14 protein-coding genes, 21 tRNA genes and 3 rRNA genes are annotated in these 21289 nt (G+C 44.8%); 7 read left to right on the forward strand and 31 right to left on the reverse strand.

Annotated features, from left to right (window positions below):
* Positions 1–5: 5 nt before the first annotated feature.
* Positions 6–248 carry a type B 50S ribosomal protein L31 gene (locus tag ACQYAC_RS08100; RefSeq protein ID WP_003217579.1) on the reverse strand — a complete coding sequence of 81 codons (243 nt, stop codon included), beginning with the start codon at positions 246–248 and terminating at the stop codon, positions 6–8.
* A gap of 175 nt (positions 249–423) precedes the next feature.
* Between ACQYAC_RS08100 and ACQYAC_RS08105 the strand changes: the two genes are divergently transcribed.
* From ACQYAC_RS08105 to ACQYAC_RS08120, 4 genes are all read left to right on the forward strand, one after another.
* A complete protein-coding gene (locus ACQYAC_RS08105) occupies positions 424–1755 on the forward strand; it encodes a cytochrome ubiquinol oxidase subunit I (RefSeq protein WP_003217550.1) in 1332 nt (443 codons plus the stop codon).
* A gap of 21 nt (positions 1756–1776) precedes the next feature.
* Positions 1777–2823 carry a cytochrome d ubiquinol oxidase subunit II gene (locus tag ACQYAC_RS08110; protein WP_180310775.1) on the forward strand — a complete coding sequence of 349 codons (1047 nt, stop codon included), beginning with the start codon at positions 1777–1779 and terminating at the stop codon, positions 2821–2823.
* A 68-nt stretch (positions 2824–2891) separates the two neighbouring features.
* Positions 2892–3050, forward strand: a complete 159-nt coding sequence (locus ACQYAC_RS08115) for a DUF1540 domain-containing protein (protein ID WP_008360682.1) — start codon at positions 2892–2894, stop codon at positions 3048–3050.
* Positions 3051–3075: 25 nt separating this feature from the next.
* Positions 3076–3267 carry a hypothetical protein gene (locus tag ACQYAC_RS08120; protein WP_058014981.1) on the forward strand — a complete coding sequence of 64 codons (192 nt, stop codon included), beginning with the start codon at positions 3076–3078 and terminating at the stop codon, positions 3265–3267.
* A 104-nt stretch (positions 3268–3371) separates the two neighbouring features.
* On the opposite strand, the gene menC is transcribed toward ACQYAC_RS08120, so the two are convergent.
* The 6 genes from menC to ACQYAC_RS08150 all read right to left on the reverse strand — a co-directional run bounded on the left by menC (position 3372) and on the right by ACQYAC_RS08150 (position 10812).
* Positions 3372–4496: an o-succinylbenzoate synthase gene (gene menC, locus ACQYAC_RS08125; RefSeq protein ID WP_058014980.1), complete on the reverse strand. Its 1125-nt coding sequence runs from the start codon at positions 4494–4496 to the stop codon at positions 3372–3374.
* Positions 4497–5945: an o-succinylbenzoate--CoA ligase gene (locus ACQYAC_RS08130; RefSeq protein ID WP_429943079.1), complete on the reverse strand. Its 1449-nt coding sequence runs from the start codon at positions 5943–5945 to the stop codon at positions 4497–4499.
* 71 nt (positions 5946–6016) lie between these two features.
* Positions 6017–6835: a 1,4-dihydroxy-2-naphthoyl-CoA synthase gene (gene menB / locus ACQYAC_RS08135; RefSeq protein ID WP_044142129.1), complete on the reverse strand. Its 819-nt coding sequence runs from the start codon at positions 6833–6835 to the stop codon at positions 6017–6019.
* A gap of 14 nt (positions 6836–6849) precedes the next feature.
* On the reverse strand, positions 6850–7674 hold the full coding sequence (gene menH / locus ACQYAC_RS08140; protein WP_429943080.1) for a 2-succinyl-6-hydroxy-2,4-cyclohexadiene-1-carboxylate synthase: 825 nt from the start codon (positions 7672–7674) through the stop codon (positions 6850–6852).
* Positions 7659–9401: a 2-succinyl-5-enolpyruvyl-6-hydroxy-3-cyclohexene-1-carboxylic-acid synthase gene (menD, locus tag ACQYAC_RS08145; RefSeq protein ID WP_429943081.1), complete on the reverse strand. Its 1743-nt coding sequence runs from the start codon at positions 9399–9401 to the stop codon at positions 7659–7661. The genes menH and menD overlap by 16 nt, the downstream gene beginning before the upstream one ends.
* A complete protein-coding gene (locus ACQYAC_RS08150) occupies positions 9394–10812 on the reverse strand; it encodes an isochorismate synthase (protein WP_429943082.1) in 1419 nt (472 codons plus the stop codon). Before ACQYAC_RS08150 ends, menD begins: the two co-directional genes overlap by 8 nt.
* Before the next feature lie 382 nt (positions 10813–11194).
* Here ACQYAC_RS08150 and ACQYAC_RS08155 point away from each other — a divergent pair, with 382 nt between their 5' ends.
* From ACQYAC_RS08155 to ACQYAC_RS08165, 3 genes are all read left to right on the forward strand, one after another.
* Positions 11195–12133 (forward strand): 1,4-dihydroxy-2-naphthoate polyprenyltransferase, encoded by a 939-nt coding sequence (locus tag ACQYAC_RS08155; RefSeq protein ID WP_058014975.1) that lies wholly within the window; start codon positions 11195–11197, stop codon positions 12131–12133.
* Positions 12134–12253: 120 nt separating this feature from the next.
* Entirely contained in the window at positions 12254–12988 is a 735-nt protein-coding gene (locus tag ACQYAC_RS08160) for a TraR/DksA C4-type zinc finger protein (protein WP_429943083.1), read from the forward strand.
* An 86-nt stretch (positions 12989–13074) separates the two neighbouring features.
* Positions 13075–13551 carry a TspO/MBR family protein gene (locus tag ACQYAC_RS08165; protein WP_429943084.1) on the forward strand — a complete coding sequence of 159 codons (477 nt, stop codon included), beginning with the start codon at positions 13075–13077 and terminating at the stop codon, positions 13549–13551.
* A gap of 80 nt (positions 13552–13631) precedes the next feature.
* Here ACQYAC_RS08165 and ACQYAC_RS08170 read toward each other — a convergent pair.
* The 24 genes from ACQYAC_RS08170 to ACQYAC_RS08285 all read right to left on the reverse strand — a co-directional run bounded on the left by ACQYAC_RS08170 (position 13632) and on the right by ACQYAC_RS08285 (position 20926).
* A tRNA-Glu gene (locus ACQYAC_RS08170) sits at positions 13632–13703 on the reverse strand.
* A gap of 7 nt (positions 13704–13710) precedes the next feature.
* A tRNA-Ser gene (locus tag ACQYAC_RS08175) sits at positions 13711–13801 on the reverse strand.
* A 3-nt stretch (positions 13802–13804) separates the two neighbouring features.
* Positions 13805–13879 (reverse strand) — tRNA-Asn (locus ACQYAC_RS08180).
* 6 nt (positions 13880–13885) lie between these two features.
* Positions 13886–13962 (reverse strand) — tRNA-Ile (locus ACQYAC_RS08185).
* Positions 13963–13979: 17 nt separating this feature from the next.
* A tRNA-Gly gene (locus tag ACQYAC_RS08190) sits at positions 13980–14053 on the reverse strand.
* An 11-nt stretch (positions 14054–14064) separates the two neighbouring features.
* Positions 14065–14140 (reverse strand) — tRNA-His (locus ACQYAC_RS08195).
* Positions 14141–14167: 27 nt separating this feature from the next.
* Positions 14168–14240: transfer RNA gene (locus ACQYAC_RS08200), tRNA-Phe, on the reverse strand.
* Between the two features lie 18 nt (positions 14241–14258).
* Positions 14259–14335, reverse strand: a tRNA-Asp gene (locus ACQYAC_RS08205).
* A gap of 48 nt (positions 14336–14383) precedes the next feature.
* Positions 14384–14460, reverse strand: a tRNA-Met gene (locus ACQYAC_RS08210).
* A 23-nt stretch (positions 14461–14483) separates the two neighbouring features.
* A tRNA-Ser gene (locus ACQYAC_RS08215) sits at positions 14484–14576 on the reverse strand.
* A 7-nt stretch (positions 14577–14583) separates the two neighbouring features.
* Positions 14584–14660: transfer RNA gene (locus tag ACQYAC_RS08220), tRNA-Ile, on the reverse strand.
* A gap of 4 nt (positions 14661–14664) precedes the next feature.
* Positions 14665–14738, reverse strand: a tRNA-Met gene (locus tag ACQYAC_RS08225).
* A gap of 24 nt (positions 14739–14762) precedes the next feature.
* A tRNA-Ala gene (locus ACQYAC_RS08230) sits at positions 14763–14835 on the reverse strand.
* A gap of 7 nt (positions 14836–14842) precedes the next feature.
* Positions 14843–14919: transfer RNA gene (locus ACQYAC_RS08235), tRNA-Pro, on the reverse strand.
* Between the two features lie 7 nt (positions 14920–14926).
* A tRNA-Arg gene (locus tag ACQYAC_RS08240) sits at positions 14927–15003 on the reverse strand.
* Positions 15004–15014: 11 nt separating this feature from the next.
* A tRNA-Leu gene (locus ACQYAC_RS08245) sits at positions 15015–15100 on the reverse strand.
* A gap of 12 nt (positions 15101–15112) precedes the next feature.
* Positions 15113–15184: transfer RNA gene (locus ACQYAC_RS08250), tRNA-Gly, on the reverse strand.
* A 30-nt stretch (positions 15185–15214) separates the two neighbouring features.
* Positions 15215–15297, reverse strand: a tRNA-Leu gene (locus ACQYAC_RS08255).
* An 8-nt stretch (positions 15298–15305) separates the two neighbouring features.
* Positions 15306–15381, reverse strand: a tRNA-Lys gene (locus ACQYAC_RS08260).
* 37 nt (positions 15382–15418) lie between these two features.
* Positions 15419–15494, reverse strand: a tRNA-Thr gene (locus tag ACQYAC_RS08265).
* A gap of 33 nt (positions 15495–15527) precedes the next feature.
* Positions 15528–15603: transfer RNA gene (locus tag ACQYAC_RS08270), tRNA-Val, on the reverse strand.
* A 485-nt stretch (positions 15604–16088) separates the two neighbouring features.
* Positions 16089–16204: ribosomal RNA gene (gene rrf, locus ACQYAC_RS08275) — 5S ribosomal RNA — on the reverse strand.
* Between the two features lie 60 nt (positions 16205–16264).
* Positions 16265–19195: ribosomal RNA gene (locus ACQYAC_RS08280) — 23S ribosomal RNA — on the reverse strand.
* 182 nt (positions 19196–19377) lie between these two features.
* A 16S ribosomal RNA gene (locus tag ACQYAC_RS08285) occupies positions 19378–20926 on the reverse strand.
* The 16S, 23S and 5S rRNA genes sit together here with 21 tRNA genes alongside, the layout of an rRNA operon.
* Between the last annotated feature and the right edge of the window lie 363 nt (positions 20927–21289).

Genomic DNA, 21289 nt, shown 5'->3' on the forward strand with positions numbered 1-21289 from the left:
TCTTATTACATTTGATACTTTTTCTTAAACAACTCGGCTCTTCCACCTTTTTCTCCGAATTTTTGGCGTCCTGTATAAAAAGGATGCGTATCAGAGCTTGTTTCTACTTTAATGACAGGATACGTTTTCCCATCTTCCCATTCTACTGTCTCATTGGATGACTTTGTCGATTTACTCAAAAAGCGGTAACCGCTGTTTACGTCCATAAATACAACTTCATGTGAGGTTGGATGAATATCTCTTTTCAATGTCAAAACTCCTTTCGTTATCAAAACGTAATTATTACGCTTTATACTTATATTCTACTCCCTCTTTTACAACATGTCAAAAATCAAGCTTTCTTAGTCAGGAAGAATAATCTAAAAATGGTGGAGAATAATAACATCATGAAAAAGAGAAGCGATAAGAAAGGCGGAGAAAAAATTGACTGATCTCGTTTTAGCTAGAAGCCTGTTCGGCACAACCATGGGCTTTCATATTATTTATGCCTCGCTTGGCGTCGGCATCCCGCTAATGATTTTGTTAGCTGAACTCATCTTCCAAAAAACGAAGGACCCTCACTATGCTGTCATGGCGAAACGGTGGACGAAAGCGCAGGCTGTCTTGTTAGGTGTCGCCATTCCAACAGGCACGATTGCCGGCACCCAGCTCGCTCTTCTATGGCCAGGTTTTATGGAGGTCATCGGAAAGGTCATGTCACTGCCATTTCAGATTGAGATTTATGCGTTCTTTATTGAAGCATTATTTATGTCTATTTATGTGTACGCAGCGGACCGCCTATCACCTGCTATGCGCATCATTACCGTTATTTTTGTTGTGATTGGCGCAGCCGCTTCAGCGATTCTGATCACAAACGTACATGCATTTGAAGGTACCCCTGCTGGCTTTCAAATGGTCAATGGAGAAATTACGAATATCGAGCCTTGGAAGGCCTTTTTCAATCCAAGCTTTGTCGTAACTGCAACACATGTCGTGCTGTCTGCTTTTACAACAGGTGCTTTTGTGATTGCATCAGTAGCAGCTTTTAAAATGCTTAAAACAAGAAAGAATGAGAAGCTCTATACGTTTCATCGAAAAGCTCTTTTTCTTGGACTTATTGTAGGAGGACTCTTCTCATTTCTTACGGCCATAAATGGTCATGAGTCTGCTCAGCTTCTGTATGAATATCAGCCTGAAAAGTTAGCTGGTGCTGAAGGTTTATTTGAAACACAATCACATGCACCTCTCGCAATAGGTGGTTTTACTGATGCCGATTCAAAAGAAATTAAAGGAGCAATTGAAATCCCTTGGGCTCTTAGCTTTTTGGCAGGAAATAGCTTTGATACAGTGGTCAAAGGTTTAAATGATTTCCCACGTGACGAGTGGCCGCCTTTATTTATTCACACGTTATTTAATGGCATGGTCATTATTGGCTCAGTCCTCATTTTGTTTGCGGTATTAGCACTGCTTTATCGTAAAATTTTAAAACGCGAACATTATCCGAAGTGGCTCCTTTTTCTTTACTTATTCGGCGGGCCCCTTAGTCTTTTGGCTATTGAGTTTGGCTGGATCTTTGCATGTACAGGCCGTCAGCCATGGGTCATTTATCGAATGCTCAAAACCTCAGAGGTTGTCACATCATCAGGCTCAATCGGTACGCTCTTTATCCTTTTTGCCATTGTCTACCTCATTTTAGGCATAGCAACTGTGATTGTGCTGACGTACTACTTTAGAAAACATTCGATTGAAGAAGACCTACGGTTAACAGAATCTTAAAAAGGAGCGATCTAGATGCAAATGGATGTGACAACTGATGCTCTCATTGCAATCACCATCTTATGGGGGTTCGTTTTTATCTATGCAGTGATGGCATCAATGGATTTCGGCGCAGGATTTTGGTCCATGATTTATATGAATAAAGAACAAACAAAGGCCGCTAATATCGCAAATAAGTATCTTTCTCCAACATGGGAAGTAACTAACGTATTTATTGTGGCAATTGTTGTTGCGTTGTTTAGCATGTTTCCAGGAGCGACCTTTGTCCTTGGTACTGTTTTATTAATACCCGGCAGCATCATATTATTACTTCTTGCACTGCGAAGCGGGTTTCTTGTGTTTTCTCATTCTCTACCTAAAAAATACCGAAAAGCAGTGACTTACATTTCAGGGATTAGCGGCTTTATCATTCCATCGATCCTGATCATGGTTCTTCCGATTACTCATGGTGGATTTATCTTTGAGGAGAACAACAATTACTCATTAGATCTTGGACTGGTCTTTACGAGTGCAAATGTCTATTCTTTTGTCGGCTTTGCCATTTTCAGCACCCTTTTTCTTTCGTCATTGCTTTTAGCTGATTTCTCGAATGTGGCTGATGAAGATGAAGCTTACAGTATTTATAGAAGAGGAGCGCTCATTACGGGTCCGCTTTCACTCATGATGGCCTTTTTCATCATGCTGACATTAAGAAGCGAGGCAAATTGGCTGTTCACAAAAATGATGCAGAACATCCCTATTCTTCTTGTATCACTCCTGATGTTTTTGCTAGCAGGGCTGGCTCTATATTTACCAAATAGCCGGTTTAAGCATCGAAAAGGCCGGCCGCGTTTAGCTGTCATTGCGATTACCATTCAATATTTTTTAGCAAGCTACGTGTACGGACGTGCCCATTTGCCTTATATGGCCTATCCAGATATTACAATCATGTCTGGTTTTACTGACCCTGTGACATTTAGAGCATTATTTATCACGTATATTGTAGGTTTTATCATCTTATTTCCTGGGTTCTATTTCTTTTGGAAATTGTTTATGAAGGATAAGCGCTATATTCGCCAGGAAGATTAACGTGAATGGATGAGGTTCATTTCGGTTACATTATAGAAGAAAGACATACTCAAAAGGAGGTCATTTGTATGAGTCAAAAAATCCTTTGTGAAGTTAATAACTGTTCCTATTGGAATGCTGGAAACCGCTGTGGGGCAGATGCAATCTATGTCGTCAGCCACACAGGAAATACGGCTGAAAAAAGTGAAGAAACGGATTGTAAAACGTTTAAACCACAAGATCTTTAAGTCTCATTTAAGGAGGCGCTTCACATTGAAATACGATCGGCTGCTTCAAACGTTTTTTGACGAAATTCATGACGCGGACGAAGCCGCATTTTATCAAGCGGCTCACTCCTTTTTAAACCTTTGGGATTATGAATATGGCCCTGCAGCAGACATGCCAACTGAAATGAATCACTATATTGGACAGCTTGCTTATGACAGCGAACTGGTAGAAGAGTAAGAAAGAGCGGGTCACCGCTCTTTCTTTTTTTGAGACAGGAAGGAAAAACTTTCTCTCACTATATATAGATTTTATCGGATGTGCAAAAGGTGAATACCTCATTTTCACATCACAAAATCGTGTTTTGTAAACACGTCAATTTTATCTGAAAAAGAACGAAGCGCTTGATAATCCACTTCTACGCCCATTCCTGGGGAACGAGGTACCTCAATAAACCCATTTTCAACCTTGATTTCAGGAAAAATGATATCCTGCTCCCAATATTTTGACGAAGCTGAAATATCACCTGGAATTGTAAATTGTGGAAGTGAAGCAAGTGCCACGTTCTGGGCGCGGGAAATGCCTGTTTCAATCATTCCTCCGCACCATAACGGAATTTGATGCTCCTTACTGAATGTATGGATTTTAAGGGCTTCTGTCAGCCCTCCAACTCGTGAAGGCTTCACATTAATAATTTGACAGCTGCCAAGCTCTACAGCTTTTCTAGCATCATCTAAAGAACAAATACTTTCATCCAAACATATCGGTGTTTTTAAATGCTTTTGCAAATGGCGATGGTCGACGATATCATCTGCTGCTAATGGCTGTTCAATCATTAATAAACGAATGTCATCGAGCTGCTTGAGCTTGCTAATATCCTTTAACTCATAAGCAGAGTTTGCATCTGCCATTAATGGAAGGTGAGGGAAAGACTCTCTAATTTTTTTAAGGAGACCAATATCCTGTCCCGGCTTAATTTTCACCTTCACCCGCTGATAGCCTTGGTCCACAAATTGTTGTATTTGCTTCAGCATATCATCAACGGGTCCTAATCCCGCCACAACACCAGAAGGTATTCTATCCTTGGTGCCGCCTAATACATCTCGTAACGATTTATTCTCACGCTTCGCATAAATATCCCAAACAGCCGCTTCAATTCCCGCTTTCGCCATCTTATTCCCTTTAAATTGGTACAGGCTGTCTGGTATTTCTGAAGGGTGTGTAAAGGTGCGTGTCAGCACATTTGGTATAAAGAAAGCTCTCAGCATATGGTAACAAGTTTCAATGGTTTCTTCTGTATACCAAGGAGAAGAAAAAGCTGACACCTCTCCCCAACCAGTCAATCCCGTTTGATCTTTTACCTCGACAATAATAAACTCGCGCTCAGATATGGTCCCAAGACTTGTGGTAAATGGCTGCTTGAGCTTCATCGTGACATGATATAAAATCACTCGTTCAATTTGAATCATCTAAAAACCCCTTTTGACTCTGAGTCTGTGCCTCTGCAATTTATTCGACGCATTTCTTGGCAGCTCGTCCACAAAGTGAAAAGCGGCAGGCCATTTATATTTTGCTAGATGCGACTCACATAAAGCATAGAGCTCATTCTCCGGTATTTTATGGTCTGTGACAAGAAAGGCAGCCGGTACCTCTCCCCATCTATCATCATACATACCCGTCACTCCGGCTTCCTTGACATGCGGATGTGCTAACAGGACCGCTTCAATTTCAGCAGGATAAATATTCTCACCGCCAGAAATAATTAAATCTGAACGGCGGTCAAGCACAAATAAAAATCCCTCCTCATCCACATAGCCAATATCACCCGTTTTCAGCCAGCCTTGATCAAAGGCAGCCGCGGTCGCCTCTTCACGGTAAAGGTACCCTTTCATGACATTTGCCCCTTTCACCATAATTTCGCCATGCTCAAAAGGACGACAAATGCGTGTACCATCTTGAATTTTCAGCTCACACCCAAAAAGGGGTTTTCCCGCTGATCCAAGTTTCTCTACACTAAATTCAGGCGCAAGGGTCACAATTTGTGAACAGGTCTCTGTCATGCCATACGATTGAAACACAGGGAAGCCTTTCTCTTTGCTTTCTTGAAGCATCGCAAAAGGCGCAGGCCCTCCGCCTAATAAAAGACAGCGCAAAGAAGACGGACATTCTTCCAGTCTGCTTAATAAACGGGATAACATTGTTTGAACAACAGATATCATCGTCACACGATGCTGTTCAATAGAACCTTTTACTTCATCGACATCAAATTTCTGATGGAGTACGACAGTCATCCCATAAATCACAGACTTAAATAAAGCGGATAATCCGCTAATATGAAAAAGAGGCAGTGCAATAAGCCAGCGGTCATCCTCTCTGATGCCTATATTGAGTGCAGAGGAAACAGCACTATGAAAATGATTGCCAAACGTTTGCTCGACCCCTTTTGGGCGTCCTGTTGTACCAGATGTATACATGATCGTCGCTGTTTCATTTAAATCAAATTCGCTTTCGATTTTCTTTACATTCTCTTGCCCTTCTTCAGGTAAAGTCTCCATTGTATAAACGGGTAGTTCACCCTTATGATCACTGGCATAAACAGGTTCAGTAAATAAAGCGGCTGCTTTTGCATCTTCAAGTTGATAGCGTCTTTCGGCTTTTGTTAACTTATTGTTCAATAGCACGATTTTGAATCCTAATGAAAAACAAGCATGAACAAGCATCACCATTTGAGGATGGTTGTTCATCAGAAGCCCGACCGTTTCCCCTTTTTTTAATGATGTTTGTGCAAGTCTATTGAAAAGCTCATTGACTTCATCAGCTAAATCGCGAAATGTCCACTTTTTATCCTGATAAATGATCGCGACTCTTTCTGGTGTTAAATAAGCACGGTGCAGCAGCCAATTTGGTTGCTTCATCATGACACCTCCTTTTTGTAAAAGAAAACAGCTTAGTCTGATGCACTAAGCTGTTTTTCACTGATATGATTGAATCAAGGGAAACGCGGGAACTGACCGAAGTCCGGCTTGCGTTTTTCCTTAAAGGAATCGCGTCCTTCTTTGGCTTCATCTGTTGTGTAATAAAGAAGTGTCGCATCTCCTGCAAATTGTTGAATTCCAGCTAATCCATCCGTATCTGCATTAAATGCAGCCTTCAAGAATCGTAAAGCAGTCGGGCTCTTTTCTAGCATCTCCTCACACCACTTCACGGTTTCCTCTTCAAGCTGCTCTAATGGTACAACTGTATTGACAAGTCCCATATCAAGCGCTTCTTGTGCATTGTATTGACGGCATAAGTACCAGATCTCTCTTGCTTTCTTATGACCTACAATACGTGCAAGGTAGCCTGAACCATAACCAGCATCAAAGCTGCCTACTTTTGGACCAGTTTGTCCAAAAATCGCATTATCTGCTGCAATTGTCAGGTCACACACAATATGAAGAACATGCCCGCCGCCGATTGCATAACCAGCAACCATCGCAACAACAGGTTTTGGAATCACACGAATCAAACGCTGTAAGTCCAGTACATTTAGACGCGGAATTTGATCGTCTCCTACATAACCGCCATGACCGCGTACTTTTTGATCTCCACCAGAACAGAATGCTTTGCCTCCAGCACCAGCAAGTACGATCACACCTACATTCGAATTATCACGAGCACGTGAAAATGCATCAATTAATTCACTCACAGTTTTTGGTGTAAACGCATTATGTACATGTGGACGATTAATCGTGATCTTTGCGATCCCATTGTACGTTTCATATAAAATTTCGTCATATTGACGCTCAGTTTGCCATTCAATAGCCATCAATAGTTCCTCCTCTAATCTTGCGTAATAAAGTCACTTACTATTTTACCAAAAAAATGTGGATGTTCCACATGAACTGTATGCCCAGCCTGCTCAGCCAATATGAATTGACTGCCTTCAAGCTCCTGCTGCATACGTGCAGCGATATTGCAGAACTTTTCATCAAGCGCTCCGCAAATCAACAAAACAGGTAATTTTATATGCTTTAATGCCTTCCAAACAGAAGGCTGCGAACCTGTTCCTATGCCTTCTAAGCTGCGAGCCAGTCCAAGTGGATTGGCTTTCAGCCTTCCCTCTCTTAGTTGAACCTGCGTGTCAGCTGATAAAGTTCTTTGCGAAGCAAACAGTGGAATACTCTCCCAAAAATCCACAAACTTCACTAAACCTTCATGTCTCATTTTCTGAGCAAGCTGATGATCATGCTTGAGTCTTGCCATCCGCTCTTTAAACGTGCGAAGCCCTGGAGAGGTACTCTCTAGAATCAATTTGTTGACTCGCTCTGAATAACGAGTGGCAAATGATAAAGCAATACGTCCTCCCATAGAATATCCGAGAATATTCACTTTGTGAAGCTTTAATTGGTTTAAAATCTCTGCAAGATCTGCCAGCTGATGCGACATCGCATATCTTCTTATACTTTCTGGTGAGTCCGTGCGGCCATGTCCAAGCAAACTGACTTGAATCAATCTCGTATTCTCCATATAAGCATTCAAGAACGTCCAAGAAGCCGCGCTTCCAGTGAAGCCATGTAGGCATAACGTGGCATTCTCACCTGATGGATTTTGATCCACCACCTCGTACACCACACCATCACGCATCCGTATTATGAAAGAAGACATTCTTTTTTCACTTCTTTCAATATGTCATCCATCATTTGACGATGCTTGCTTGCACGAGAATGCCGATCTGTTTCAATTTCAATTAAATGAAGTCCAGGCTCTTTTATATGCGCCTTGTAGACATCATGGAATTCTTGTTTCGTTGACGGTTTCGCATAGGTTCCCCCATACAGCTTCGAAGCATACTCAAAATTCAGTCCAGTCGGTGTACCAAAGAGTTTTTCATAATACGGTTCCTCAGACGCCTGCGGAAGGAAAGAAAAGATGCCTCCTCCATCATTGTTTAAAAGCACAACCGTCAGTGGAATGTCCATCAACTTCGCTGCAAGGAGACCATTCATATCATGGTAAAATGATAAATCTCCAATCACTAAGGTGACCGGCTGTTTCAAAGCTGCATACGTGCCAAGTGCTGTAGACACAACGCCATCAATACCATTTGCTCCTCGATTCGCCATCATTCGAAAAGGCTTCAATTGCGCTTCAAAAAATGTATCCACATCACGAATCGGCATACTATTTCCGATAAAAAGGACACTCTCCTTCGGCAATAGATGCTGAAGCTGACGGTACACATTCCCCTCAAATGACAGATCCTCATCAGAATAATGGGCAGCATGCGTTCTGAATGATGAATTAGCATCCTGCCAGCGCTTTAGAAAACTTGTATCCTCACGTTGATCCGCTCTATTGACTACTTCATCTACAAAAGCTGCCACATCACTTTCAATGACGTATGAAGCACTCAGCCCAGGATCTCGAAAACCTCCAGCAGCATCAACAACAATCTGATTGACTTCCACATGTTTTTCCAACCACTTGAATAAAGGCTTAGACACAGGCATCGGTCCAAAACGAATGACCATATCCGGCAATAGGTGCTGCTGCAATGCTTCATCTTTCAATAAAGAATCATACGCATCAATAATAAGATCTGCATGCTCATGACCATTTCGTAAATGAGAAAGCGGGTCCGCTAAAATCGGCATATGCAAGGCTTTTGAAAGACGTAACACTGCCTCTTTTTCTTTCTGAGTATGAAGCTCACCACACACAATCAGTCCCTTTTTGGAACGGTTCATGCCCGTCACAATTTCAGATATCTCATCACAATTTGGGAAAGCCTGTCCTGTAGCTAATACTTTTTTCCGGTCTGTTTCTTCTCTCTCGAAAGGATCAATAGACAAATCAGGAAGCAATGGTTCTCTCAGAGGGACATTGATTTGTACAGGTCCTTTCGGCTCTTGCATCGACATATGACTTGCTCTTGCCGCAGCCGTCTGAACATAGCGCAACATCGTCTGACTTTCTTCTGGCAATGCTAAGTCTGTGAACCATTTAACAAACTTACCGAATAAGAATTGCTGATCAATCGCTTGAGGTGCCCCAACTTCCCTCAATTCGTGCGGCCGATCAGCAGTTAAAACAATAAGTGGGACACGGGAATAATGTGCCTCTATAATGGCTGGGTAAAAGTTAGCTGCTGCTGTACCTGATGTACAAATAAGCAGCACTGATTTTTGACTTGCTTTTGCAAGACCAAGCGCATAAAAAGCAGCAGACCGTTCATCCACTAATACATGGACATTGATGTCTTGGTGGGCTAGAGCCAGCATTGCAAGCGGGGTCGAACGAGAACCTGGACAGACAACGGCCTCTTGTACGCCGCCTTGGACAAATTCATCCATCAATCTGCCAATATATGTTGTCATGATTTGATTATTCAATAGGACGACCTCCAAGGGCAGATAGCATTGGTCTTAATTTCACTTGCGTTTCCTCGTACTCCTGCTTTGCAAGGGAATCCTCTACAATGCCGCAGCCAGCGAACAAACGAACATGGTCTTCCTCAATAAGACCTGACCGAATGGCAACAGCAAATTCTCCATTATCCTGAGAGTCAATCCACCCTACCGGCGCTGCGTACCAGCCACGTTTCAACGGTTCGATTTCACGAATGACCTCAACTGCCTTTTTCTTCGGATATCCACCTAATGCTGGCGTCGGATGGAGCTGTTCAATTAATGAAAAGAGAGAACAGCTGCTTTTAATTTCTCCCACAATCGGTGTAAACAAATGCTGAATGTTTTTTGTTTTATAAAGACTAGGTTGATGTGGTTTATGCACGCGAAGGCAATTGGCCTCAAATGCTTGCTCAATCATATTGACGACAATTTGATGTTCAATCAAATTCTTCTCATCATGCAGTAGCTCCTCGCCTAATGCTCGATCTTCCGCTTCATTTTTTCCACGAACAATCGAACCTGCTAAACAAGATGAAAAGACCTCTCCGCCGCTTTTTTTCACTAAGCGTTCCGGCGTAGCTCCGACAAATGCTTGTCTCCCCTGTTCAACCGCAAATACATAACTCGTTGTTTGATGCTTTAATAATTCTGATAACAGTGGAGCGAGTTCAATTTGATTTTTATAGTGAAGCAAGACTTCTCTTGCTAAAACAACCTTTTCATATTCGTTTGCACGAATGTGGTCTGTCGCTTCTTGGATCGCCTTCATCCATTCCGTCACATCTCGTTCTTCCATATGAACAAGTTCGGCTTGTCCATCATGTCTGAGCGGTAATGTTTCGAAATGAGAGGCTTTTTGTTCTAATTCTTGAATGAGCTGATGAACATTCCCGTCCACCTGCTTCCATTCATTGATCGTAAGAAACGTCCCTTCTTTCGAGACAGTGAGCATTATCGATGGCACAAAAAAATGAGCCTCGCCAAAAGCTTCCCAGTGACGCGCCTTCTCTTCAAACGGATCAAATGAGAATCCTCCAAATAAAAGCGGACCAACAGCCGCTTGCCTTAACTCCTTCTCATCATGAAAATGGAACATGTGCTGCTTCAGCTGTTCCCATTCTTGATGGACTATATCAAATCGTTCCTTGCCTTGTTCAGATGATTTAATAACGGCCGCTCTGCCAAGTCCAGAAAATATCATTTGGCTTTCTGGATCAGACCAAAAAAAACGCTCGCCTAAAAAATCCGCTTCGCCGCTTTGGAAAAAGGCAAGAGGATCCAGATCGTCAACTCTTCTGGAGTAGCTTATCAAAACAGCATGGTTGACGTTATTCGCTTCTTCTAATGTCGCAAGCGCTTCCTGCCGGAAAGTACTTTGCACTGTTGTCACCATGATACATTCCTCCAAAATCCATGAAATAACATAAAAAAATAAAACCATAATGAAAAAATACATGAACATTCGAGTATGTCGAATGACCTGCTTTTCTATTATAAACCTTAACAGATGAACTTAGTAAAGAAAACAGCTTTTAAAACCTCGAATCCTTATTATATCACGCTTTCTAGATTTTTTCGCTCCTGCTTCTTGAAACGAGAGCATCTATAAGAAAAATGGAAAGTCTTGTTCTAAGATCAAGCTTTCTCTCGATATGGCAACGATTAGCAAACATCTTTTTCAGGTTTCATCGCATCAATATATTGACACCCTTTTGAACTTTGCTAAACTGGAATTTGGACGTGTACGTATTTTTTTATTTAAAGGAGTATATTTTATGCAGCATCAATCGATATCAGATCAGCTTTCACCGATTAAGCCTGATAAGAACTGGCGGATTTGGTGGAATTTACTACGACCGCATACATTAACAGCAGCATTTATTCCCGTTACTTTAGGAACTGTTCTCGCACTTCCAAGTGGTCAAATACATGTTGGGCTATTTTTAGCTATGCTGTTTGCATCTATGTTTATCCAAATCGCAACAAACATGTTTAATGAGTACTTTGATTATGTTCGCGGATTGGACAACGAGAAATCTGTCGGCATCGGCGGCGCCATTGTCAGAAATGGCGTGAAGCCTAAAACCGTTCTCGCCCTTGCTTATGCACTATTTGCGCTTTCTTTACTACTAGGGGTATATATTTGCATGATGTCTAGCTGGTGGATTGCACTGATAGGGCTCATTTGTATGGCAGCAGGCTATTTCTATACTGGCGGCCCTGTTCCTATTGCATATACACCGTTTGGAGAACTTGTATCAGGTGCGTTTATGGGATTAGGAATCATCCTGATCAGTTTCTATATTCAAACAGGCACACTGACGTCTAAAGCGGTTCTCGTCTCATTACCAATTTCTATTTTAGTTGGTGCCATCTTACTATCGAACAATATCCGCGATTTAGACGGCGATAAAGAAAATGGACGAAAAACACTTGCTATCCTTGCTGGGCGAAAAGCTGCAGTAAACATTTTACTTTCCATGTTTTTGCTCTCTTATGTACTTATTTTTGTTTATATCTTCACAGATATTGTCGGCCTTTGGAGCCTTCTTGTTTTACTCAGTGTCCCAAAAGCATATACAGCTATCAAAGAATTTAAGCAAAAAGAAAAACCAATTGAATTAATGAATGCCATGAAATCTACAGCACAAACCAATACATTTTTCGGTTTCCTGCTAACAATCGCTTTGATTTTACAGTACTATATTGCTTAACAAAGAACGCCTGCCCCAGCCGCAGGCGTTTTTTCATGAGGAATTGCTTCAAATTGGAACTAGTCTTACAGATAAAATTGCTCATACTAACATTATGTTTGATATGAAAGGATGATCGCTTTGTTGTCTAAAGACGAATTACATCATTTGAAGCAGCGACTTCTCGATGAAAAACACGAACTCGAAGCCAAAAGCCATGACGATGAACAAAAAGTATCATTTCCTTATGATTCTGTCGGAGATCTGTCAGCCTATGATAATCATCCAGGTGATCAAGGAACAGAGCTGTTCGAACGCGGGAAAGATATTGCGTTAAATAGTTTAGAACATGAACATCTGTTAGACATTAATGAAGCACTTCAAGCCATCACAGACGGCTCTTATGGACTTTGCAAGGTTTGTAAAGCCCATATCCCAAAGGAACGTTTAGAAGCCTTGCCTAGTGCCGTCACATGCACAGAGCATTCAAAAGAACAAACCGTTTCACAAAACCGTCCAATTGAAGAGGATTTATTAAGTCCGCCATCAGGGCAATTCGAAAATGAAGAAAGTGCAGCCTACGATGGAGAGGATGCATATCAAGACGTAGAACGCTACGGAAACTCTGATACGCCGTCCGATATGGAATTTCCTCCATTGACATACGATGATGTGTACACTCAATCAGAAGATGAAGATTATATCGAAGACTATGAAGGATTTGCAGCTGCTGATATTGAAGGCAAGGCAAGTAAGGTGTATCCAAATAAAGCCCACGAAGCCTATGAAGAAGCATTAGACGAAGAGGGCGTCATGACCGTATTTGGTGATTTGAAGCCGTACGAAGAGGAACCTTATACAGAAGAAAATCATTAGTCCCCTCATAATGGGGGCTTAATGTTTATATCATGTAATGATTGGGAAATCACTTTAAGAGTGAATTTGATTGGAGGAGATTCTTAATGGCGAGAAAAAGTATCATTTGGGCAGTGGTTGTCTTTTTTATTACATACGCATTATTCTCTATTGCCGGATTCTTGTTTCCGATTGACAGAGAGTGGTATGATGCATTAAATAAACCTGAATGGACACCAAGTGGTGGTGTAATTGGTGCTGTATGGGCTATCTTATTTGCTCTCATCTCGTTGTCCGCAGCGATCATTTATGGAAAGTACGGATTTCAAAAAATCACCTTACCATTTTGGATTCTTTTTCTTTTAAATTATGTATTTAATCAAGCCTTTAGTTTTTTTCAATTTACACAAAAAGATTTATTTGCTGCTACAATCGATTGCCTTCTTGTAGCACTGACAGCACTTGCTCTTGTCATTGTCTCCCGTAAACTAAGCAAAGCCGTTCCGATTTTACTTATTCCTTATGTCTTATGGGGCTTCTTTGCAACTTACTTGTCTTATACGATCTATTCCATGAACATGTAAAAAAGGACCGCTATAATGGCGGTCTTTCTTTTTTTGAAGAAAATAAAAAAAGAGATCTTTGACAAGATCTCTTTTAAATATGACCCGTACGGGATTCGAACCCGTGTTACCGCCGTGAAAGGGCGGTGTCTTAACCGCTTGACCAACGGGCCAGATAAATGGCGGAGAAGGAGGGATTTGAACCCTCGCGCCGCTTGCGCGACCTACACCCTTAGCAGGGGCGCCTCTTCAGCCACTTGAGTACTTCTCCATTTGGCTCCGCAGGTAGGACTCGAACCTACGACCGATCGGTTAACAGCCGATAGCTCTACCACTGAGCTACTGCGGAATATCATGGTGGGCCTGAGTGGACTCGAACCACCGACCTCACGCTTATCAGGCGTGCGCTCTAACCAGCTGAGCTACAGGCCCATGAATGGATATACAAATGGAGCGGGTGATGGGAATCGAACCCACGACATCAGCTTGGAAGGCTGAGGTTTTACCACTAAACTACACCCGCAAAAATATGTATGGGGCGATTGATGGGAATCGAACCCACGAGTGCCAGAGCCACAATCTGGTGCGTTAACCACTTCGCCACAACCGCCATACTATCAATATTTTTTTATAAAAGTGGCTCGGGACGGAATCGAACCGCCGACACACGGATTTTCAGTCCGTTGCTCTACCAACTGAGCTACCGAGCCATGTATTCATTTTAAAAATGGCGGTCCGGACGGGACTCGAACCCGCGACCTCCTGCGTGACAGGCAGGCATTCTAACCAACTGAACTACCGGACCATTTTGGTTGCACTCAGTGAGCACTCCCTATTGGTGTATAAAATAATTTGGTTGCGGGGGCAGGATTTGAACCTGCGACCTTCGGGTTATGAGCCCGACGAGCTACCGAACTGCTCCACCCCGCGATGATATAAGGTTTTAAAAAATATGGCGGAGGAAGAGGGATTCGAACCCCCGCGGGCTTTGACACCCCTGTCGGTTTTCAAGACCGATCCCTTCAGCCGGACTTGGGTATTCCTCCGTATAGATGGTGGACCTTGTAGGACTCGAACCTACGACCGGACGGTTATGAGCCGTCTGCTCTAACCAACTGAGCTAAAGGTCCTTTATAGCGGCGGAGGGGATCGAACCCCCGACCTCACGGGTATGAACCGTACGCTCTAGCCAGCTGAGCTACACCGCCATGATCAAAATAATCTTTTAAAAGTGGAGCCTAGCGGGATCGAACCGCTGACCTCCTGCGTGCAAGGCAGGCGCTCTCCCAGCTGAGCTAAGGCCCCATAAAGATGGTCGGGAAGACAGGATTCGAACCTGCGACCCCTTGGTCCCAAACCAAGTGCTCTACCAAGCTGAGCTACTTCCCGATCTTAATGGCGCGCCCGAGAGGAGTCGAACCCCTAACCTTTTGATCCGTAGTCAAACGCTCTATCCAATTGAGCTACGGGCGCTTATTTTATAATGCCGAGGGCCGGACTTGAACCGGCACGGTAGTCACCTACCGCAGGATTTTAAGTCCTGTGTGTCTGCCAATTCCACCACCCCGGCGTGGATGGTATAAGCGGAAGACGGGATTCGAACCCGCGACCCCCACCTTGGCAAGGTGGTGTTCTACCACTGAACTACTTCCGCATTACAGGATTTCTTTATTTTATTTGGCAATGCGGGTGAAGGGACTTGAACCCCCACGTCATAAAGACACTAGATCCTAAGTCTAGCGCGTCTGCCAATTCCGCCACACCCGCATGAAACATGGTGAGCCATGAAGGACTCGAACCTTCGACCCTCTGATTAAAAGTCAGATGCTCTACCAACTGAGCTAATGGCTCTCTTTAAAAGCGACTTGTCTATCTTACCATATGAAAGTGGTGCCGGCAAGAGGACTTGAACCCCCAACCTACTGATTACAAGTCAGTTGCTCTACCAGTTGAGCTACACCGGCTTTATCTATCCTAACATTATGTAAGAATAAATATGGTGGAGGATGACGGGCTCGAACCGCCGACCCTCTGCTTGTAAGGCAGATGCTCTCCCAGCTGAGCTAATCCTCCACTATGTAGGAATCTCTCGATCCGACAAAGATTATTATATACAGGTTTTCATCATTTGTAAAGGCTATATTAAAAAAACTTTATTTCAATTTTCATTACGTATTTCTTTTAACAAATGACCATTATTTCTTCTATTAAAACAGCGTGATCTAACGTTCATCACTTAAACTTCTCCACTCTATATTCTCTTTAAAAACGGGCAATTCCTTCATAAATATTCGCTTCTCACATTAGATACCATGTGGTCCGAATTAGAATTAATTATCTACTATTATCAATACAGAGCTTTTCTATCATCTATTAATCTAACTCTTTACTGGTTATTTCATAGTTAACTGGAATACCCGATCTCATTTTTAAAGTGTTTCACATGCCTGTAAATGCGCTAGAGTGTTGAAACGTTCATCAAACAAATGCAATCAGCAGCATATTTTCTCAAGAAGCACAAAAAAGACCAGTTCCAAATGGAACTGATCCTTAGACAAGCTTGGCGGCGTCCTACTCTCACAGGGGGAGACCCCCAACTACCATCGGCGCTGAAGAGCTTAACTTCCGTGTTCGGTATGGGAACGGGTGTGACCTCTTCGCTATCGCCACCAAACCTGATGGAGAGAATGTTCTCTCAAAACTAGATAACAATGTTCAAACTTCACAATAGATATAGGTTAAGTCCTCGATCTATTAGTATCTGTCAGCTCCACGTGTCACCACGCTTCCACCTCAGACCTATCAACCTGATCATCTTTCAGGGATCTTACTTCCTTGCGGAATGGGAAATCTCATCTTGAGGGGGGCTTCATGCTTAGATGCTTTCAGCACTTATCCCGTCCGCACATAGCTACCCAGCGATGCCCTTGGCAGAACAACTGGTACACCAGCGGTGCGTCCATCCCGGTCCTCTCGTACTAAGGACAGCTCCTCTCAAATTTCCTGCGCCCGCGACGGATAGGGACCGAACTGTCTCACGACGTTCTGAACCCAGCTCGCGTACCGCTTTAATGGGCGAACAGCCCAACCCTTGGGACCGACTACAGCCCCAGGATGCGATGAGCCGACATCGAGGTGCCAAACCTCCCCGTCGATGTGGACTCTTGGGGGAGATAAGCCTGTTATCCCCGGGGTAGCTTTTATCCGTTGAGCGATGGCCCTTCCATGCGGAACCACCGGATCACTAAGCCCGACTTTCGTCCCTGCTCGACTTGTAGGTCTCGCAGTCAAGCTCCCTTGTGCCTTTACACTCTGCGAATGATTTCCAACCATTCTGAGGGAACCTTTGGGCGCCTCCGTTACATTTTAGGAGGCGACCGCCCCAGTCAAACTGCCCACCTGACACTGTCTCCCTGCCCGATAAGGGCAGCGGGTTAGAAGGTCAATACAGCCAGGGTAGTATCCCACCGATGCCTCCACCGAAGCTAGCGCTCCGGTTTCCAAGGCTCCTACCTATCCTGTACAAGCTGTACCAACATTCAATATCAGGCTGCAGTAAAGCTCCACGGGGTCTTTCCGTCCTGTCGCGGGTAACCTGCATCTTCACAGGTACTATAATTTCACCGAGTCTCTCGTTGAGACAGTGCCCAGATCGTTGCGCCTTTCGTGCGGGTCGGAACTTACCCGACAAGGAATTTCGCTACCTTAGGACCGTTATAGTTACGGCCGCCGTTTACTGGGGCTTCAATTCGCACCTTCGCTTACGCTAAGCGCTCCTCTTAACCTTCCAGCACCGGGCAGGCGTCAGCCCCTATACTTCGCCTTACGGCTTCGCAGAGACCTGTGTTTTTGCTAAACAGTCGCCTGGGCCTATTCACTGCGGCTTCTCGGGGCTTTAACACCCTAAGAAGCACCCCTTCTCCCGAAGTTACGGGGTCATTTTGCCGAGTTCCTTAACGAGAGTTCTCTCGATCACCTTAGGATTCTCTCCTCGCCTACCTGTGTCGGTTTGCGGTACGGGCACCTCTCACCTCGCTAGAGGCTTTTCTTGGCAGTGTGGAATCAGGAACTTCGCTACTAAATTTCGCTCGCCATCACAGCTCAGCCTTCACGGGAAACGGATTTGCCTATTTCCCAGCCTAACTGCTTGGACGCGGATATCCAATACCGCGCTTACCCTATCCTCCTGCGTCCCCCCATTGCTCAAATGGTGAGGAGGTGGTACAGGAATATCAACCTGTTGTCCATCGCCTACGCCTTTCGGCCTCGGCTTAGGTCCCGACTAACCCTGAGCGGACGAGCCTTCCTCAGGAAACCTTAGGCATTCGGTGGACGGGATTCTCACCCGTCTTTCGCTACTCATACCGGCATTCTCACTTCTAAGCGCTCCACCAGTCCTTCCGGTCTGACTTCACAGCACTTAGAACGCTCTCCTACCACTGTTCGTAAGAACAGTCCGCAGCTTCGGTGATACGTTTAGCCCCGGTACATTTTCGGCGCAGAGTCACTCGACCAGTGAGCTATTACGCACTCTTTAAATGGTGGCTGCTTCTAAGCCAACATCCTGGTTGTCTAAGCAACTCCACATCCTTTTCCACTTAACGTATACTTTGGGACCTTAGCTGGCGGTCTGGGCTGTTTCCCTTTCGACTACGGATCTTATCACTCGCAGTCTGACTCCCAAGGATAAGTCATCGGCATTCGGAGTTTGACTGAATTCGGTAACCCGGTAGGGGCCCCTAGTCCAATCAGTGCTCTACCTCCGAGACTCTTACCTTGAGGCTAGCCCTAAAGCTATTTCGGAGAGAACCAGCTATCTCCAGGTTCGATTGGCATTTCACCCCTACCCACACCTCATCCCCGCACTTTTCAACGTGCGTGGGTTCGGGCCTCCATTCAGTGTTACCTGAACTTCACCCTGGACATGGGTAGATCACCTGGTTTCGGGTCTACGACCACGTACTCATGCGCCCTATTCAGACTCGCTTTCGCTGCGGCTCCGCATCTTCTGCTTAACCTTGCACGGGATCGTAACTCGCCGGTTCATTCTACAAAAGGCACGCCATCACCCTTTAACGGGCTCTGACTACTTGTAGGCACACGGTTTCAGGATCTATTTCACTCCCCTTCCGGGGTGCTTTTCACCTTTCCCTCACGGTACTGGTTCACTATCGGTCACTAGGGAGTATTTAGCCTTGGGAGATGGTCCTCCCGGATTCCGACGGAATTTCACGTGTTCCGCCGTACTCAGGATCCACTCTGGAGAGAACAACATTTCAGTTACAGGGCTGTTACCTTCTTTGGCGGGCCTTTCCAGACCTCTTCGCTTATATCGTTCCTTTGTAACTCCGTATAGAGTGTCCTACAACCCCAAGAGGCAAGCCTCTTGGTTTGGGCTGTTCCCGTTTCGCTCGCCGCTACTCAGGGAATCGCATTTGCTTTCTCTTCCTCCGGGTACTTAGATGTTTCAGTTCCCCGGGTATGCCTTCTCATACTCTATGTATTCAAGTATGGATACTACTCCATTACGAGCAGTGGGTTTCCCCATTCGGAAATCTCCGGATCAAAGCTTGCTTACAGCTCCCCGAAGCATATCGGTGTTCGTCCCGTCCTTCATCGGCTCCTAGTGCCAAGGCATCCACCGTGCGCCCTTTCTAACTTAACCATTTCTTACTTTAGAAAGAATCACTATGTGTGATGAACTTTGCATTGCATTCAATGTGAATGTATTACTTATTGTTATCTAGTTTTCAAAGAACAATCCTGTCTCGCTAGAGACATGTCTTGAAGGAATGATCCTTCAAAACTAAACAAGACGAAAACGCACGCTGCTCCATATATCCTTAGAAAGGAGGTGATCCAGCCGCACCTTCCGATACGGCTACCTTGTTACGACTTCACCCCAATCATCTGCCCCACCTTCGGCGGCTGGCTCCATAAAGGTTACCTCACCGACTTCGGGTGTTGCAAACTCTCGTGGTGTGACGGGCGGTGTGTACAAGGCCCGGGAACGTATTCACCGCGGCATGCTGATCCGCGATTACTAGCGATTCCAGCTTCACGCAGTCGAGTTGCAGACTGCGATCCGAACTGAGAACAGATTTATGGGATTGGCTAAACCTTGCGGTCTCGCAGCCCTTTGTTCTGTCCATTGTAGCACGTGTGTAGCCCAGGTCATAAGGGGCATGATGATTTGACGTCATCCCCACCTTCCTCCGGTTTGTCACCGGCAGTCACCTTAGAGTGCCCAACTAAATGCTGGCAACTAAGATCAAGGGTTGCGCTCGTTGCGGGACTTAACCCAACATCTCACGACACGAGCTGACGACAACCATGCACCACCTGTCACTCTGTCCCCGAAGGGAAAGCCCTATCTCTAGGGTTGTCAGAGGATGTCAAGACCTGGTAAGGTTCTTCGCGTTGCTTCGAATTAAACCACATGCTCCACCGCTTGTGCGGGCCCCCGTCAATTCCTTTGAGTTTCAGTCTTGCGACCGTACTCCCCAGGCGGAGTGCTTAATGCGTTAGCTGCAGCACTAAGGGGCGGAAACCCCCTAACACTTAGCACTCATCGTTTACGGCGTGGACTACCAGGGTATCTAATCCTGTTCGCTCCCCACGCTTTCGCTCCTCAGCGTCAGTTACAGACCAGAGAGTCGCCTTCGCCACTGGTGTTCCTCCACATCTCTACGCATTTCACCGCTACACGTGGAATTCCACTCTCCTCTTCTGCACTCAAGTTTCCCAGTTTCCAATGACCCTCCCCGGTTGAGCCGGGGGCTTTCACATCAGACTTAAGAAACCGCCTGCGAGCCCTTTACGCCCAATAATTCCGGACAACGCTTGCCACCTACGTATTACCGCGGCTGCTGGCACGTAGTTAGCCGTGGCTTTCTGGTTAGGTACCGTCAAGGTGCGAGCAGTTACTCTCGCACTTGTTCTTCCCTAACAACAGAGCTTTACGATCCGAAAACCTTCATCACTCACGCGGCGTTGCTCCGTCAGACTTTCGTCCATTGCGGAAGATTCCCTACTGCTGCCTCCCGTAGGAGTCTGGGCCGTGTCTCAGTCCCAGTGTGGCCGATCACCCTCTCAGGTCGGCTACGCATCGTCGCCTTGGTGAGCCATTACCCCACCAACTAGCTAATGCGCCGCGGGTCCATCTGTAAGTGACAGCCGAAACCGTCTTTCATCCTTGAACCATGCGGTTCAAGGAACTATCCGGTATTAGCTCCGGTTTCCCGGAGTTATCCCAGTCTTACAGGCAGGTTACCCACGTGTTACTCACCCGTCCGCCGCTAACATCCGGGAGCAAGCTCCCTTCTGTTCGCTCGACTTGCATGTATTAGGCACGCCGCCAGCGTTCGTCCTGAGCCAGGATCAAACTCTCCGAGGTATGCAGGATGTATATCACACATGCGTTGCTACACGATGTAGCGAACTTAGTATGTGATCATTTCCTGTCTCGTCAGCGTTTGACTGACTACCTATGATATTTCATAGGATTTTTTTATAAAAACTCGAATTAACAGGTACGTTTTGTCTTGTTTAGTTTTCAAAGATCATCTTCGCCGTCTCTCAGAGGCGACTTTATTAATATAACATTCTATCAAGTTGAAGTCAACACTTTTTTCTTTATGTTATTTAATAACCGCGCTGTTTTAGCGGCGAATACAAATATAACACCTTTTGAGAGAGGAAACAAGTATTTTTTCTAAATAATTTATTTTTCATTATCTCTTCCTATATAATCATACAA

It is taken from the genome of Bacillus sp. MM09(2025) (assembly GCF_050496725.1).
In the GTDB taxonomy this organism is placed as follows: domain Bacteria; phylum Bacillota; class Bacilli; order Bacillales; family Bacillaceae; genus Bacillus; species Bacillus pumilus.